The sequence below is a fragment of the Bacillus sp. SH7-1 genome (genome assembly GCF_008042405.1).
GTDB classification, from domain to species: domain Bacteria; phylum Bacillota; class Bacilli; order Bacillales; family Bacillaceae_G; genus Bacillus_A; species Bacillus_A thuringiensis_N.
Genome location: NZ_QNUD01000014.1, coordinates 51,896 through 67,698, shown reverse-complemented (window position 1 = coordinate 67,698; position 15,803 = coordinate 51,896). Strand labels below are relative to the sequence as shown.

Here is a 15,803-nt window from a genome sequence, read left to right as displayed (position 1 = left end):
CTCCTCCTGTTTCTTACTTAAAAAACTTTAAATATACCTGAACACATGTAATATAATATACATATGTAGATTAAAAAGGGAGAATCAATTTTCAGCCACTGTATATTTAATCTACAAAAAAGGAGAATTGTAGATGAATGATAATGAAAAACAACTGGATTTACGTATTAGACGTACACATAAATTACTATGGGATTCCTTATTTGAATTAATGACGCAATCAAAACAGAAATATAGTACCATCACGATTAACCAAATATGTGACCGCGCAATGGTTCACCGAACAACCTTTTATAAACACTTCGAAGATAAAGATGCTTTATTAACATTTGGATTTAAACGATACGGCAAGATGATTGCTGAAATACCGGTTTCAGATCGATTAAGTAAACCATTTCAAGTAATGGAACAATTCCTACATCATGAAGAAATCGGTAAAATATTAGAAGCACAAATGTCTGATGAACAATTTATTAGCCGTGCACAATATTTAAGTCACGAAACGAGAAAACAAGAAATAGAAGCGTTAAATCAACTTTGTAAAAATCATACGATGCCAAATGATTTAATCATTGAATTTTATTCAGGGGCAATCACCTCATTAAGCGCATGGTGGTTTAAAAATGAAAGAAGCGTTTCTGCGGCTGAGATGGATAGGTATCTCCACCAACTTATTAATCGGGATATTTTTCAGTTTGAAAAGGAATAACTTCACCATATAAAAAACGCCTATATGAAATAGGCGTTTTTTTGTACATACTACATACCGAGTCTCTTCAATTTTATATTTTAGTCTTTATTAGGATGGACCATAACCAATAAGATGAGCAATTATAACTGCTATTAAACCGATTGAGTATTCAATTAGAATTAAAGGAAGAATCCACCTCGCCCACCTTGTCCATGAAATTTCTGCAATTGCTAATCCAGCCATTAACGTACCACCAGTCGGAAAAATAATATTTCCGATACCATCCGCGAATGAAAAGGATAATACTGCTGTTTGGCGTGTAATGTCCAATAAATCTGCAAGTGGCGCCATTATAGGCATTGTCAACATTGCATGACCACTACCTGATGCTAAAATAAAATGAATAGCTACTTGGAAGTTGTACATTCCAACAACACTTAAAAAAGGAGAAACATGTTTCATTCCTTCCGATACTTGATAAAGTAGTGGATCTATAATATGTCCTTGATTCAATACAACTAAAATAGCGCGTGATACACCAATGATTAAAGCTCCCCCGATTAAAGATGCCGATCCTTGTGTAAAAGATTCTACAGTATCATCAAGAGATATCTTGCCAAGGATTGCAATTATTATAGTTAAAATAATAAATAAGGCTGCAATTTCTGTTATATACCACTCGTACTTAATAACACCGAATACAAGAATAATATAATTGATTAAAAAGGCCGTTAATATCCATTTATGTCTTTTTGTTAACTCTACTTCCGCTGTTAATAGGCTGTCTGGCTTGTTTGTATCGAATTTTCCGTAAATTCCACTTGAAGGATCCCTCTTTACTTTCATAGCATGACGATAGACAAATGTAACCGCAATTACATATATGACTACGAATAAAATGAGGCGGAACCCCATCCCCGAATACATAGGAAGACCCGCTATCCCCTGCGCAAGCCCAACTGTAAACGGATTCATAATTGCCGTTGTAAATCCGACGGACGCTCCTACTAGTACCATTGCGGTTCCTGTTATCGTATCAAATCCAACCGCAAGAGCTAGCGGAATAAATAGAGGTACATACACTAAAGCTTCCTCAGCCATTCCCATTAATGACCCGCCAAGTGCAAAGAACAGCATTATAATAGGAATCATTAACTTTTCACGATTAGCAAGTTTTTTTGCCATCTTTGAAACAAGAGCCTCAACCGTACCTGATGCCTTTAATACACCAAAAAACCCTCCGATAATAAGAATGAAAAAGATAATATTAGCAGCTTCTACCATCCCTGTAGGAATAGATTTTACCGTATCAAAGAATCCAAGTGGCGTTGATGTAATCCATTTGAATGAATTTGGATCTACTGTTGTATACCCATTTTTTTCAATCTGCGCATATTTTCCTGCTGGCAATATATGTGTAATAATAGCCGCAATAACTAACAAGACAAGTAACATTGCAAATACGTTTATTTTCCATTCTTTTTTTTCCTTTTTTTCTTCTGGCTCGAATGAAACTGCCTTTTCTGATACTTGACTCATATACCAATCCCCTTTGCAATAAAGTGAAACTTTAATCATTGGGGGGTTTTGTTCTTCCCCCAATGATTATTAGTTGAACCAATCGGGCTTTTACGGGCAGTTGATCCCTCACCTAACTTCTTTGCTTCCGCTGAATTTTGAGGTGGGGGTCTTACTGCCCGTTAATGCGGGATAAAATGAAACTTTAATCATTGGAGGTTTTGTTCATCCTCCAATGATTATTACTTTTACGGGCAGCCGGCAGTCTGGTTGCCCCCACTACCATGATGTACCAAGCTATCCATCAATTCTTTTATTTATAACATTCTAGGATTTAACTACCTGTTTACTAATTTCATTCACAAATTGGTTAAATAAACGCTGCTGTAGAGCATCCCTTTCCGACATCATTTCTGGATGCCATTGGACCGCTGCTACATAACGATGAGCTTTGGATTCAATAGCCTCTATCACACCATCAAAAGACCATGCGCTCGCCTCAAAATCTTTCCCCAGCGTTTTCACTGCTTGATGATGAAAAGAATTAACCATTAAAGATTTTTGTCCAATAGCCTCATAAATTTTCCCCTCTTCCAAAAGGTCTACGGAATGAGAGCCTTGCCATTTACGGAACTGTTCTCGAACATGAAAATATTCTGGCCCCATCTCGTGCTCTAAGTCTTGATAAAGAGATCCACCAGCTGCAACATTTAACACCTGTAATCCTCGGCAAATTCCTAGAATAGGAATATCCTTTTCTAAAGCCTGCTTTGCCAAATTTAATTCAAAATTATCTCGTTCTTCCTCTACAGTTCCTATATACGATTTTGGAGTATCACCGTAATAAATTGGATTGATGTCCGCGCCACCAGCTAATAACAATCCATCTAATTGATTAAGTGTGGACTCAATTTGATCAACTTCCTCAATTGGAAGTAGAACAACCGTTGCACCTGCTCGTTGAAGTGAACGGATGTAGTCATAAGAAAAGATAGCCATATCTTGACCTGGTAGCCCTCGTAAGCCCTCCTTCCCTATTTCACTATGATCAATATAATACCCAGTAACACCAATTAGTGGTTTCATTTCCTCTCACCTCATACTTAAAATGGTTTCGTTGTCTTTCTCTGTTGAAATTGTATCTTCTTACCCTCCCTTTTCTAGCAAATGGTAAAGAATCGGATATATAAATTACTACTCTACTAATTTCATCATTTCTTTACACACCATTTACATAAGCAATTATCGTGCCAATATTAAAATTCTAATGATTATTTACAAAACTTTAAATAATTTGTCGTTTTTCAGTACTCACTATGTTGATATGTATTATAATTGGTTATTAATTGGTTACATAATAACCAATTAATAACCAACTTTAGACCAATTACATTCAACTAAAGAGGTGTTCTATGAACAAATTTGAAACCAACCACATTGTATTGATCACCGTTTTAAAAGAAACACGAAAAGCCCTACATCAACAACTAACGGAGATGGTAGGTGACCTCATAGATATTGAAAGTTTTTCTGTAGAAGAAAGTATTCCAAAAGTATTTCATTCTACATTAATCTTGTTACCTAATACATTTACTATAGAAACGGTGAAAGACTTTATTGGGGAAAACTGCGAAGTAATAATAGCAAAACGAACATTAAATTACGAAAACGTGGACCAGCTTTTATTTTTACCAGAAGGAACACAAGCCCTATATGTGAATGATAATCATGAAACAGTATACGAATCAATTGAAACGATGCGTCAATTGGGGCTGAACCACATTGAATATTTCCCATACTATCCTGGAAAAACGAATATACAAATGATCAAGCTCGCAATCACACCTGACGAACTTGAAATTATCCCTGACTTTGTAGAAAAAGTAATTAATATTGGTCATAGATTAATAGATATTACTACAATTATGTCCATTCTAGATCGATTTCATTTAATGGAGGAATCAGGTAACCACGTTTCCGAGAGATACTATCGAAAAATAGTAGATTTAACAAAGAATCTAGCTAAAGCTCATCGACAACTTCATCAAGTAATTGATGGTGTTGGTGATGGCATACTAGCTATTGATTATACAGGAAGAATTGTTGTCTTTAATGAATTTCTGGAAAGCATGCTGAAAATAAAAAGTAAAAACGCTATTGGTCATCCGATTGATGCCATTATTGATAATATTGATTTAGTAAGCTTCATCCTTTCAAATAAGCAACAAGAAAGCGGAATATTTGTTGTAAACGGCTTGGATGTAATAGTGGAACGTCTACATATAAATGATCAATCGATTATTGTTACTTTTAGAAATGCCCTTAAGACCATCGGATTTGAACGTAAATTGAGAAAAGAATTTGTCAAAAAAGGTTATGTAGCAAAATACAGCTTTCATAACATCGTAGGGATTAGCTCTACTATTCAAGACACGAAACAAATTGCCAAAAGGTTAGCTAAGACTGATTTAACTGTATTAATTGAGGGTGAAAGTGGTACCGGAAAAGAGTTGTTTGCAAGTGCTATTCATAACGCTTCTCTTCGAAATAGCGGTCCTTTTCTTGCCGTTAACTTTAGTGCTTTATCGGATGATTTAGTCGAGAGTGAATTATTTGGTTATGAAGACGGAGCATTTACCGGAGCAAAAAAGGGCGGGAAAATGGGATTATTTGAACAAGCAAATGGTGGCACTATTTTTTTAGATGAGATTGGAGATATTAGCCTTAAACTCCAAGCACGACTACTTCGAGTATTGCAGGAAAAAGAGATCATGCGTGTTGGCGGAAGCCAAATTATCCCGATAGACGTCCGGATTATTGCAGCGACCAATAAGGATCTACTAAAAATGATTCAAGAAAATGTGTTTAGAGAAGACTTATACCATAGGCTTAAAGTACTCTTTATACACCTTCCTGAATTAAGAGCACGTCGAAATGACATTGAATTATTGGCTAAACATTTTGTTACGCTATCGGACCCTAAAGTCAAAATTGAACAAGAATTAATTGAAGAACTTCAAGGATATCCATGGTACGGAAATGTAAGAGAACTTAAAAATACGATAGATTATATGCTTGCTGTCCGTACCGGAAACCAAATAACAAAAAATGATTTACCTAATCAACATTATTTTCAAAAGCCTCCACATAAGAAAACAAATAGCAACCAAGCCGAGAGTGTACCGTCCTTTTCTTCAAGTTCAAACGCTCTTGATCAAGAATCCCTTTTCATCCTTACCCTCATCATGAATTATGAAGAAAACGGAAAAACAATCGGAAGAAGAATTATTTCTGAAAAGAGCCAAGAAGTCGAAATAAGATTAACTGAGGCACAGGTAAGACATCGGTTGAACTTCCTGAAAATGAAAGGGTATGTGGAAATAAAAAGAGGTAGAGCAGGGATTCATTTAACAAGAAACGGTTTGGAGATTCTACGTAATCTTTAGTCAAGGTTCGGATTTTCAGATACATAGAGGCTGTTTTATAAACAGCCTTTTTTTAATGGAATAAAACGTCGATAAATTTAAGTTACAAATATTCAGAATTAATATTAAAATATAAAATGGGGATAGGGGTATGGAATTATAAAATTTATACATAACGAGGGAATAGAAATGAAACTACAATTAAAAGCAGATTTAGGGCTACTACTAGTTACATTCTTTTGGGGTGCATCCATCTTACTTACAAAGGTTGGACTCGAAGGCATAGAAGAATACAATTTAATCGCATTACGATTTATTATTGCCTTTCTTTTATCAGGTTTAATATTTTACAAACATTTATTCAAAGTCGATTTTAAAACGGTAAAATATGCATTTATACTCGCTTCTGTCTTATTTATCGTTTACATTTTCGCGACTTTCGGAACAAAGTATACGAGTGTTTCTAATGCCGGTTTCTTACTATGTCTCACAGTCATTTTCATTCCGATATTATCAGCTATATTTTTAAAACACATTCCAGAAAAAAAAGTTATAGTAGGAATCATTTTAACGATAATAGGAATTGGCTTATTAACATTAACGAGCGAATTCAAAATCGGTAACGGCGATATATTTTGCATACTGTCAGCCTTATTTTATGCCATTCACGTCATCATTACTGGCAGCGTAACAAAACATGTGAACTCCATTGCACTTGGAGTCATACAACTCGGCTTCGTCGGTCTATTTAGTCTTATATTTTCATTCATTATAGAAACGCCAAAACTGCCTAGCACAACCAACTCATGGCTAATCATCTTAGCCTTAAGCATATTTTGCACCGCAGTCGCATTCATCGTGCAAGTGATCGCCCAGCAATACACGACGCCTACACATACAGGCCTTATCTTTTCATTAGAACCTGTTTTTTCAGCAGGATTCGCTTTCGTTTTCACAGGTGAAACACTTACCGGGAAAGGATATTTAGGAGCGACACTTATATTAGTAAGTGTGTTGATTGCTGAGGTGGATTTTAAGAGTTTATTACGAGTTAATTATAAAAATAATGTGGAATAGATAAACATAACCCGGGAAAATATTCGTTACTATTATTTTCATTCCCTTTTAAATGAGACTTTTTTAGATGCTATCTTCGAATAAGATAGCATCTAAAACATGTTAAAAGGAATTATTATATTTATGTAGCCTGCATAGTTCACCGTTTCTACATTACTTACTGCACATAGTCATACAGATTTTTCGCTAACAATAAACAAGTTACTGTAATGAAAAGGGCACGAACATACCCGCTTCCTTTTTTTATAGCAAATTTGGAGCCAACAATCCCTCCAGCAATTTGAGCAATCCCCATTATGAAGCCATACGCATAGTTTACTTGCCCTACATACATAAACATGAACAATGCACCAACGTTACTTCCTAAATTAAGAAACTTCGCCGTACCTGCTGCTTTTAAAAAATCATACCCAATAAATAAAAGAGAAAACATTAAAAATGAACCTGTACCAGGACCTAGAAATCCATCATAAAAACCAATAGCAAAAATAAAAAAGGTAAAAATAATGACGTGTCGACCAGACAATTTTTTATGAGTAGAAATACTTCCCCAATCCTTCTTGAATATCGTATAAATAGCGACCACACCAAGCATGATCAGCATTAATGGCTTCAGTACTTCTGGGTTCATTAAATGAACGGTCCATGCCCCTATTATGGAACCTATGAAAGTGATTGGAAATAATTTAAAAGCCGATTTTAAATCAAGATTACCAGAACGATAAAACACAATATTACTAGTTGCACTCCCCATTGTTGATGCTAGTTTATTTGTGGCTACTGCACTTGCTGGATTCAATCCTGTAAATAATAAAGCTGGTAAGGCAATGAGTCCGCCACCACCTACAACTGAATCAATAAATGCAGCTACAAATCCAAAAACAATTAAAATCATTAATACAGATGGGTCTAAATAAAAATCCATACTAGTAGCCTCCCCTTTAGTCACTATTGTAATAGTAACTATCAATTTGCTAAATGTAAAGAGTTATTGTAACGTTAAAATATAAAGTGAAACTTTAATCAGTGGGGGGTTTTGTTCATCCCCCACTGATTATCAGCCCTCACCAATCGGGCTTTTACGGGCAGCCCGACCCCCACCTAACTTCTTTGCTTCCGCTGAATTTTGAGGTGGGGGTCTTACTGCCCGGCAAATAGCGGGATAAAAGCAAACATCGGAGGACGAAAAAAGTGGACTACATAGTGCAACAGCTAAAAAAAATTGGTTTTAATGAATATGAAGCTAAATCTTATGTATCTCTTGTTAAACAGGGGCCTGTCACAGCCTACCAAGTGAGTAAGGATTCGGGTGTCCCTAGAGCTCGAATTTATGAGATTTTAGGTAACCTTGTAGAAAAAGGAATTGTCATGAAGGAAGAAATAAATGACACTACCCGCTATTCACCTCTACCTGTTGAAATCTTTTTACAGAAGGCTCAATCAGAATGGCAGTCTACTTATGAAGGAATTAGTGATTCATTAAAAAAACTAGAAACTTCCGAGGAAAAAACGGATAATCGAGTAATTACTTTAAAAGACAATCAAACAATCATTAGCTATTGTCAGACATTAATAAAAAAAGCAGAACAACGTATTGTCATTTCAATGTGGGATGAAATGTATGAAGCGTTAAAAGAGGACCTATCTCAGGTAGCTGATAAAGTCACAGTACAAGGCATTACCCTGCATGTTGAAAATCCTATTAAAAATCTAGAAGCCCATCGTATAACAACTTATACAGAAACCCTCTCTACAGAACATTGGTTTATTTTATCAATAGATTCTAAAGAAATGATTTATGGCCCATCACTTGAAGAGCGTAATATTGCTTTTTATACAGATGACCCCGTTCATATATATCTATTAGAGGATTATGTATGGCATGATGTTTTAGTGAATCGACTTGTCCGACGTAGCCAAGACGACTTGGAGCAATGGATTACTACAGAGAGAAAATCCTTTTTTATGGGGAAATAAGAAATATATTAAAAGAATCAAAGAATAAAGCATAAGTTAATGAACTGAAAAACTTATGCTTTATTTGCAAAGTCATACCCAAGTCTTTCAACTATTTCCCCTCCACAAACCGACCAAATTCCTTCAAAAATCGCAGCTTAAAACTCCCCACAGGTCCATTCCGATGCTTCGCCACATGAATCTCCGTCATCTCTTTCTGCTTCGTTTCCTTATCGTAATAATCCTCACGATACATAAGCATAATAACATCCGCATCTTGTTCAATTTGTCCTGTCTCTCTTAAATCAGATAAAAGAGGTCGCTTATCTTGTCGTGCTTCTACCGAACGAGACAATTGTGACAACGCTACTACACAAACATTTAATTCACGTGCTAATACCTTAAGCTTACGAGAAATTTCACTAATCTCTTGAAATCGATTGCCCTTATGCTTCGAATCACCCGTAATAAGCTGCAAGTAATCTACAATAATTAAAATCTTTTTATCCCCATGCTTCCTCTTTAACTTACGAGTTTGCATCCAAATATCTTGCACCGAAATGCCTGCGTTATCGTAAATCTCAAATGGCAATTCCCCGATTTCCGCAAACGCCTTACTCACCTTTTCCCAGTCCTCTATCGCAAAACGATGCTTCGGATTTTTCAGCCTACCTCCTGACACTTCACCTACGCAAGACGCCATCCTTTTTAACAATTGCTTACTACTCATCTCTAATGAAAATAATCCAACCGCCGCTCCAGACTTCGCCGCATGTAGCCCAACATTTAACGCAAACGCAGTCTTCCCCATAGAAGGACGCGCACCAAGTACAACAAAATCACCTTCCTGCAATCCGCACGTCATTTTATTTAGCGACGTATAACCAGTCTCAATACCAGTAATCTCTTTCACATCTTGATGAAGCTCTTCATATAAATCAACTAGTGCATCCTTCAAATCAAACTCACATACACAGTCCTTCTCCTCTAACTCACAAAGTGCCGTAATCGTCTCACCAATAATTTTCTCATTCTTCTCCGCAATAAGACGCTCTCCCATCTTGTGCCCGAGAACACCAGCCTGATACATTTTCCAGGCACCTCGAACAAGCCCCTCATAATATGAGAAGTTGCTAGTAGTAGGCACACCATCCATTAACCCTATAAAATACTCCATTCCCCCGATCCCCTTCAAAAAATTCGGGTCCAGCCTAGAAGTGAAAGTCACAAGATCAATCGCTTGCCCCTCTTCTTCCATTTTTCGCATTAACTGAAATATAGACTTATGCACTGGCATAGAAAAATACTGCTCCGTCAAACGGCACTCCTTAATAAGCTCTCCATCAAGTAGTAGAGAACCTAACACCGTCTTTTCTGCCTCCACATTTTGAATACTCATGGACGCCACCCGCGCTCCGCTAAAAAGCGCTGCAACTCTTCCTCTGACGGTGCATTCTTCTCCCACTCCTCACACCTCGCCAAAAACTCCTCCGTCTCCCCCGTACTAACAGACGACTCCTTCTTCCGAAACTTAGCCGTATCCGCCTCAACTTCACACACTTTCGTAAAACCTTTCCCGTGCCAACCTCTCAAAATCCCCTTCACATAAGCAACCGTCCGCTTATTATTCTCAAACGCAATTTGAAGAGCCTTCAGCACAAGCTCCTCAGACAAATCTTCCATCCACGCACTCAGTTCCTCCACCGCAAACGGAGACAAACTACCAAAATGTTGCTCATAAAAAGAAAACACGCGACTTCCCGTTTCTTCCACTACAACCTCTTCTTCCTCTGCCTCCTCACAAATCGGATCAGCATCATCCACAGCCAAATCACCAGGCATACCGAAATGCGCTAAAAGCATCGGAACATTCAGCTCCTCCTCTACGCACTTCTGAAGAAACATATGTACAAACTCCTTATTCTTCACACCCTTAAGCTCACGAAGCACACACTTCTCCACATTCGTATTCGTCACAGGATTATAACGAAGCCAATTCAAAACGAATAACTCCCGAGTATCCGCATCATAAAGAATCTTCCCATAATCAATGAAGCGCTGCACAAGCTTATCAACAGTCTCCCGATTATAACCAGTCTCCATCTCAGCTAACCGCTTCGGAAAAGGAAAAATCCCGCACTGCGTCGTCTTCGAACAAGTCAACAAATACACATAAAAATACCGCTCCTCCGGCGTCAAATCCAAAACAAAATCATCCTGCCAAAAATTCACCTGCACATTACGATACACCGCCATCCTAATTCCTCCCGTCTCCGTTCAAAAATGAAAACCTCTTCATAATATATATGGGAGACTGAGCGGGTTTTTGGCGTGTTATTTTAAATTTTTTTTGACTACTACTACGGTGTTTGTTGTTGTTTTTGTTTTGTTATGTTTTTTCTTAGTGATTTATTACTTGGTAGGGGCTTGTAAGGGGCTTATGGGGGACTAGTTATCGGTTACTTCGATTAGGAAGACTCGATCTGAGAAGCCGCCTCTTTCTTTTGCTTTCTTTTTACGGATGTTGTTGATTTCTTCTAGTGTTGTGCCTTCGTGTTCGGCTAGGGCGTTGATTAATTCTAGTAGGTCGGATAGTTCTTCGAGTTTATCGGGTTTTGTTTTTGCTTCGATATATTCGGTTAGTTCTTCTTGTGTTTTTTTGCAAAGTTCTTTTATGTATTCGTCTTCGGATAGGATTCTTGTTGTAGGTGTTTTTCCATTAGCTTTTATGATTTGTGGGATTTTATTTCGGATTAGTTTGTTGTAGGTTGGCATGTGGGTTTCCCTCCGTTTGATTTTTCTTCTATTATAATGGAAAAGCAGTTTAACTAGGGGTTAAACTGCTGCATTGCTTCTTTTATATAGTTTTCTTCTTCAGTTGTGAAGAGGGTTGGGAATTCGGATCGTGGAAGATTTGATTTTTGGATTATATCCTCTATATCACTTTGAGGTGTATCAAGATAGTTCGTTACCTCTTCAATTAAGCTGAAGAATTCCTTCAAGGTAACTTGAACTTCATGATAACTCGGATCCTTCTCTTCTTCCTTATACTTTTTCAACTTCCCTATCACATCCATAAAACGCCGATCAAACTTTTCTTTTAGTTCCTTATTATTATAAAAAGCTCGAACACTATCCGTTGAAAGGTGTTCCTCCAACCATTCCTTATTTTCCTTCTCCCATATAAAAGTTTGCAAAAACGAAGAAAACAAAGCGACATCCACTCGTTCTTCCTTTTGAAACTTCTTCGTCATCTCATCCATATGCGAAAGCACCTTCGCAATTCTTTCTTGCTCCGCCAAAAGCAATTCCCTTTGAAAACGTATTTGTCTTAAAAATTCTTCCGTCTCTATATCACGCTGCAATATAATATTTTGAATTTCCCCAAGCGAAAAACCGAGATGCTTAAACGATTGAATTTGCTGCAGCACATACAAATCATCTTTCGTATATAACCGATGTCCACCCTCAGTATAATCGCTTGGCTTTAATAAATTAATCTTGTCATAATAACGAAGCGCCCGCACCGTAACATCCCCAACACTTGCAAACTCACTAATCATCCACGCCATACCATCACCTACTCCGATAACTTCTCTTTCACATACTGAATCATATGAGAAAAACTCATCTCATTCTGCCTACAATATTGAAACAAACCTACAACAAGCAATACAAAAGGAACATTCCCTCTATAACGATTTTCATACTCACTAGTACCATCATAAAAGCACTCATACTTTCGTCTTCGTAAAACGATATAAATCGCAATAAATAACACTGCGACCACAATAAAAATCCGCTTTCCCCTTATCTCCACTTCTTTTTTCATCACCTATTCTCCTTCTACTACATACTTATCTTCTTTAAATAACGGAATTCGAATGTAATAACGATAAGGTTCATTGCGCATTACTTTCCACACAACAATAATTACTTGAATTACCTCAAAGACAAATACACCCCAAAACAAAACATCACTAATACGTGAACTAATATTAAATAGAAAAAAGATTAACAAATGAAAGTTAAATGCTTTTCGGCAATGAAATTTGTACACCTCATTTTTCCGTGCCAGCGTAATGTACATGAATAGCGGTGAAAAGATTCCTATTGCGGCTGAGAGTAATAGCATGATGATGGTGTTTCTTTTTTCTTTTGTGGTGGTTTTCATGATTGGTTGCTTCCCCCCTTTTTGTTTTGTCTTCTTTAGGTTAGGGGGTGACGTTGGGGTAGGTGCAAGGGGAATTTTAATTTAAAAACAGCAACACTTATTTCAGTGTTGCTGTCCTTCTTTCAAAATATGTATGAAGACGATATTCACATATCTCCTTCGTCCATTCAAATAAGATCTCTTCATCTTCTTTTCTAACATCCATATTTAGAGAAAAGAAGTTTTCATCAAATGATAATAAACCTTTTGAGCTACCACTCCATTTTGTCATTGGCATTGTAGCGATTAGTTTACTAACTTTTTCTTCATCATATTCCCACATACGTTGTGCTTGCTTGTCACTAAAATCTATTTTCTTGCGGTATTCTTTTTCCATTAAAAACTGATGGAAGAATGGTGCAACTTCTTCTGATGAGATAGGATGGTACCATCTTTCTTTTCCACGTTGCAACATCGCCAACAATAATAGCATTTTATAACTTTTTGCCATTCCTGTTTTTTCAACTTCTTGCAACCACGCTTCACAATGTAAAAACACTGTTTTTTCAAGTTCTGTTAATTCATCATTCCATGCTAAAAAGCCAACATATGATTTAAACTCTTGGCGATATTCTTTACTCTCTTCTATACCAAGTTTATGTAATTCTAAATATGTAGGTCGACGTCCAAGATCCATTTTTACAGTTTGATAGCTATGTTGCAATTTTTCTTTTCTCGGCATTTTCTTTTTCAGTAATTCATCTAATAACTGCTTTGCTTCTAATTCAAATTCTACTGTACATCCATCTGGCAATATATTTTGTGTACCATTTCCTTTCGTCTTTCCATCATCCACTCGAAGCATTTGTATCTTTATATCTGCATTTCGATAATTTGCAATTAAATCAATTACAACACAATACTCCTTATGCTCATGCAATCGTAAACCACGACCAATTTGTTGTGTGAAAATTGTTAATGATTCTGTTGGGCGAACAAATAAAAGTGTATCGACAGATGGAATATCAACACCTTCGTTAAATAAATCTACTGTAAAAATAGCATCTAGTTCATTATTATCCAGCTGTTTAATCGCATCTTCTCTCGAAATATGTTTTGTTTCCGAATGAAGTGAAATTGTACTATAACCGTTCTCATTAAAATATGTAGATAAAAAGACTGCTTGCCTAATACTAGAGCAAAAGACAATTGTTCTAGTTTTTTTATATTTCTTCCAAGCTTCTAAAATATTTAAGGCGAGTTCCTCTCTCAACTGCACTTGCGCAAGTTCCTCACGATCATACTTATTGCCTATCCAACGTATTTGTGAGTAGTCAGTATCATCATGTACTCCATAATAGTGAAATGGAGATAACCATCCACGCTGAATCGCTTCCATAAAATCAATTCGATATGCAACGTTCCCATCGCAAATCGAATAAATATCACGAAAATCATTTCGATCTGGTGTTGCCGTTATTCCCAATAAGAAATTAGGATCAAAATAATCTAGTACTCTTTGATAACTGTTAGCTGCAGCATGATGGAACTCGTCTACAATAATAAGGTCAAAATCATTAGGTGAGAAGTTTTCTAAGTGACGCTTTCTACTCAACGTTTGAATAGATGCAAAAACAACATCCTTCTCGCCTTCCTTTTTCTTTCCATTATAAATCCCCGTAGTCTTATTATCGATTACACGTAGAAAAGATTTTTCTGCTTGATTTAATATTTCTTCTAAATGCGCAATAAATAAAACTCTCTTAAAACGTTTTGCAAAAAAAGCAGCTAAATAAGTCTTACCAAGTCCTGTTGCCATAACAACCATCGCTTTGTTGTATCCTTCTTCCAATACATTCTCTAATTGTTCCAATGCAGGTAATTGTGCAAAGCGTGGTGCAATCTTTGTTTCATATACAGCTGATTCCTCTAATTCAATTTCTACTCCTGATCTCGCAGTATAATCCTCTTGTCCCGAGGGAATCATCATTTCAATCTCTTCTTGCTTTGTCCAAGTTCGGACTAAACTTGAATGAGTTGTATGAAATTCTTCATACTCTTTACGATATTGTTTAATTGTTTCTATATTAATAGGCTGAGTTACTTCATTCATATGAATATGTAAAAATTGATCAATTGCCTCCGAAAAAGCTTCCTCTCCAACACTCTCTTTCACAAGCAAGCTCCATTCCACACCACTTGTTAGCGCGGAACGAGACATATTAGAAGAACCAACAATCATAACTCCGTCGCTCTCATGCTCAAATAAATAAGCCTTCGGATGAAATGATTTTCCTGCACTCCTCCACAGTCGAATATCAATATCAGGATGAATTTCATACAAATTCTCTAACGCGTCTGGTTGCGTAATATACAAATAATCTCCTGTACAAATCTTAATATCTACATTCTTTTCTGCTGCTTTCCGCAAAAAAGGGGCTAAAACATCTACGCCTGATTTCATAACAAACGAAGTTAAAATATATATCGATTTTGCATCATCCATATAGCGCTCTAGCTTATGGATCAAATTATTCGTAACGAGCTGGACATTAGTCATCATGTACCTCAACTAAAAAAATTCTTTCCTGAAAACCACCACGCTTTTCGGCCTTCTGTTTACGTACTTGCTCAACATCCTCTAACGTTACGCCTTCATATTGTGCCAATGCATTCACTAACTCTAATAAATCAGCTAATTCTTCTACTTTATGCTCTTTACTTTCAGCCTCTAAATACTCAGCTAGCTCCTCTTGTGTTTTCTTGCTCACTTCTTCTATATATTCTTTTTCATTCAGTATTCTAGTTGTGAATGTCTTTCCGTTATTCTCAATAATTTCTGGTATGCGATCTCTTACTAATTTGTTGTAGGTTGGCATTTGAATCCCTCCAGGATTAGGGTTTTAATGCTCTAATTATACCATATAAGATTTAGTCCTTTTCTTTCTGTTTACATGGGATAGCTACTTAAACCATACATTTT

The 15,803-nt window shown here is 36.6% G+C and carries 15 protein-coding genes; 4 read left to right on the top strand and 11 right to left on the bottom strand.

Going from position 1 to position 15,803, the window contains the following annotated elements:
- Positions 1-133 precede the first annotated feature (133 nt).
- Complete coding sequence (locus DN390_RS13685) at positions 134-709, top strand: TetR/AcrR family transcriptional regulator (RefSeq protein WP_147807575.1); 576 nt, start codon at positions 134-136, stop codon at positions 707-709.
- Between the two features lie 90 nt (positions 710-799).
- Here the strand turns inward: DN390_RS13685 and DN390_RS13680 are convergent, their stop codons facing one another.
- Together DN390_RS13680 and DN390_RS13675 are read right to left on the bottom strand one after the other, a co-directional pair.
- Positions 800-2,230 carry a YfcC family protein gene (locus DN390_RS13680; protein ID WP_147807574.1) on the bottom strand — a complete coding sequence of 477 codons (1,431 nt, stop codon included), beginning with the start codon at positions 2,228-2,230 and terminating at the stop codon, positions 800-802.
- Positions 2,231-2,536: 306 nt separating this feature from the next.
- On the bottom strand, positions 2,537-3,295 hold the full coding sequence (locus DN390_RS13675) for a gamma-glutamyl-gamma-aminobutyrate hydrolase family protein (protein ID WP_147807573.1): 759 nt from the start codon (positions 3,293-3,295) through the stop codon (positions 2,537-2,539).
- Between the two features lie 326 nt (positions 3,296-3,621).
- On the opposite strand from DN390_RS13675, the gene DN390_RS13670 reads away from it, so the two are divergent.
- The gene (locus DN390_RS13670) at positions 3,622-5,655 is read left to right on the top strand and encodes a sigma 54-interacting transcriptional regulator (RefSeq protein WP_147807572.1); all 2,034 of its coding nucleotides are present in this window, start codon (positions 3,622-3,624) and stop codon (positions 5,653-5,655) included.
- 168 nt (positions 5,656-5,823) lie between these two features.
- A complete protein-coding gene (locus tag DN390_RS13665) occupies positions 5,824-6,711 on the top strand; it encodes a DMT family transporter (RefSeq protein WP_147807571.1) in 888 nt (295 codons plus the stop codon).
- 157 nt (positions 6,712-6,868) lie between these two features.
- Here DN390_RS13665 and DN390_RS13660 read toward each other — a convergent pair whose 3' ends face one another.
- The gene (locus DN390_RS13660) at positions 6,869-7,636 is read right to left on the bottom strand and encodes a TSUP family transporter (protein ID WP_088313207.1); all 768 of its coding nucleotides are present in this window, start codon (positions 7,634-7,636) and stop codon (positions 6,869-6,871) included.
- Positions 7,637-7,902: 266 nt separating this feature from the next.
- Between DN390_RS13660 and DN390_RS13655 the strand changes: the two genes are divergently transcribed.
- Positions 7,903-8,688, top strand: a complete 786-nt coding sequence (locus DN390_RS13655; RefSeq protein WP_147807570.1) for a TrmB family transcriptional regulator — start codon at positions 7,903-7,905, stop codon at positions 8,686-8,688.
- A gap of 91 nt (positions 8,689-8,779) precedes the next feature.
- Here DN390_RS13655 and dnaB read toward each other — a convergent pair whose 3' ends face one another.
- From dnaB to DN390_RS13615, 8 genes are all read right to left on the bottom strand, one after another.
- Positions 8,780-10,066: a replicative DNA helicase gene (gene dnaB, locus DN390_RS13650; RefSeq protein ID WP_147807569.1), complete on the bottom strand. Its 1,287-nt coding sequence runs from the start codon at positions 10,064-10,066 to the stop codon at positions 8,780-8,782.
- Positions 10,063-10,923 carry a DnaD domain-containing protein gene (locus DN390_RS13645; protein ID WP_098951411.1) on the bottom strand — a complete coding sequence of 287 codons (861 nt, stop codon included), beginning with the start codon at positions 10,921-10,923 and terminating at the stop codon, positions 10,063-10,065. The genes dnaB and DN390_RS13645 overlap by 4 nt, the downstream gene beginning before the upstream one ends.
- Positions 10,924-11,115: 192 nt before the next feature.
- Positions 11,116-11,442 carry a nucleoside triphosphate pyrophosphohydrolase gene (locus DN390_RS13640; RefSeq protein WP_147807568.1) on the bottom strand — a complete coding sequence of 109 codons (327 nt, stop codon included), beginning with the start codon at positions 11,440-11,442 and terminating at the stop codon, positions 11,116-11,118.
- A gap of 53 nt (positions 11,443-11,495) precedes the next feature.
- The gene (locus tag DN390_RS13635; protein WP_147807567.1) at positions 11,496-12,239 is read right to left on the bottom strand and encodes a MerR family transcriptional regulator; all 744 of its coding nucleotides are present in this window, start codon (positions 12,237-12,239) and stop codon (positions 11,496-11,498) included.
- Positions 12,240-12,247: 8 nt separating this feature from the next.
- Positions 12,248-12,499 (bottom strand): hypothetical protein, encoded by a 252-nt coding sequence (locus DN390_RS13630; protein ID WP_141525183.1) that lies wholly within the window; start codon positions 12,497-12,499, stop codon positions 12,248-12,250.
- A 3-nt stretch (positions 12,500-12,502) separates the two neighbouring features.
- On the bottom strand, positions 12,503-12,841 hold the full coding sequence (locus DN390_RS13625; RefSeq protein WP_147807566.1) for a magnetosome magnetite crystal formation protein family: 339 nt from the start codon (positions 12,839-12,841) through the stop codon (positions 12,503-12,505).
- 97 nt (positions 12,842-12,938) lie between these two features.
- A complete protein-coding gene (locus DN390_RS13620) occupies positions 12,939-15,380 on the bottom strand; it encodes a DEAD/DEAH box helicase family protein (protein ID WP_147807565.1) in 2,442 nt (813 codons plus the stop codon).
- On the bottom strand, positions 15,373-15,699 hold the full coding sequence (locus tag DN390_RS13615; RefSeq protein WP_053565127.1) for a nucleoside triphosphate pyrophosphohydrolase: 327 nt from the start codon (positions 15,697-15,699) through the stop codon (positions 15,373-15,375). Before DN390_RS13615 ends, DN390_RS13620 begins: the two co-directional genes overlap by 8 nt.
- Positions 15,700-15,803 lie beyond the last annotated feature (104 nt).

Excerpts from the sequence above, each read along its gene's own strand:
- DN390_RS13670 (WP_147807572.1), top strand. The coding sequence starts at position 3,622 with ATGAACAAATTTGAAACCAACCACATTGTATTGATCACCGTTTTAAAA.
- dnaB (WP_147807569.1), bottom strand. The coding sequence starts at position 10,066 with ATGAGTATTCAAAATGTGGAGGCAGAAAAGACGGTGTTAGGTTCTCTA.
- DN390_RS13680 (WP_147807574.1), bottom strand. The coding sequence starts at position 2,230 with ATGAGTCAAGTATCAGAAAAGGCAGTTTCATTCGAGCCAGAAGAAAAA.
- DN390_RS13645 (WP_098951411.1), bottom strand. The coding sequence starts at position 10,923 with ATGGCGGTGTATCGTAATGTGCAGGTGAATTTTTGGCAGGATGATTTT.
- DN390_RS13640 (WP_147807568.1), bottom strand. The coding sequence starts at position 11,442 with ATGCCAACCTACAACAAACTAATCCGAAATAAAATCCCACAAATCATA.
- DN390_RS13625 (WP_147807566.1), bottom strand. The coding sequence starts at position 12,841 with ATGAAAACCACCACAAAAGAAAAAAGAAACACCATCATCATGCTATTA.
- DN390_RS13635 (WP_147807567.1), bottom strand. The coding sequence starts at position 12,239 with ATGGCGTGGATGATTAGTGAGTTTGCAAGTGTTGGGGATGTTACGGTG.
- DN390_RS13685 (WP_147807575.1), top strand. The coding sequence starts at position 134 with ATGAATGATAATGAAAAACAACTGGATTTACGTATTAGACGTACACAT.
- DN390_RS13615 (WP_053565127.1), bottom strand. The coding sequence starts at position 15,699 with ATGCCAACCTACAACAAATTAGTAAGAGATCGCATACCAGAAATTATT.
- DN390_RS13620 (WP_147807565.1), bottom strand. The coding sequence starts at position 15,380 with ATGACTAATGTCCAGCTCGTTACGAATAATTTGATCCATAAGCTAGAG.
- DN390_RS13630 (WP_141525183.1), bottom strand. The coding sequence starts at position 12,499 with ATGAAAAAAGAAGTGGAGATAAGGGGAAAGCGGATTTTTATTGTGGTC.
- DN390_RS13660 (WP_088313207.1), bottom strand. The coding sequence starts at position 7,636 with ATGGATTTTTATTTAGACCCATCTGTATTAATGATTTTAATTGTTTTT.
- DN390_RS13675 (WP_147807573.1), bottom strand. The coding sequence starts at position 3,295 with ATGAAACCACTAATTGGTGTTACTGGGTATTATATTGATCATAGTGAA.
- DN390_RS13665 (WP_147807571.1), top strand. The coding sequence starts at position 5,824 with ATGAAACTACAATTAAAAGCAGATTTAGGGCTACTACTAGTTACATTC.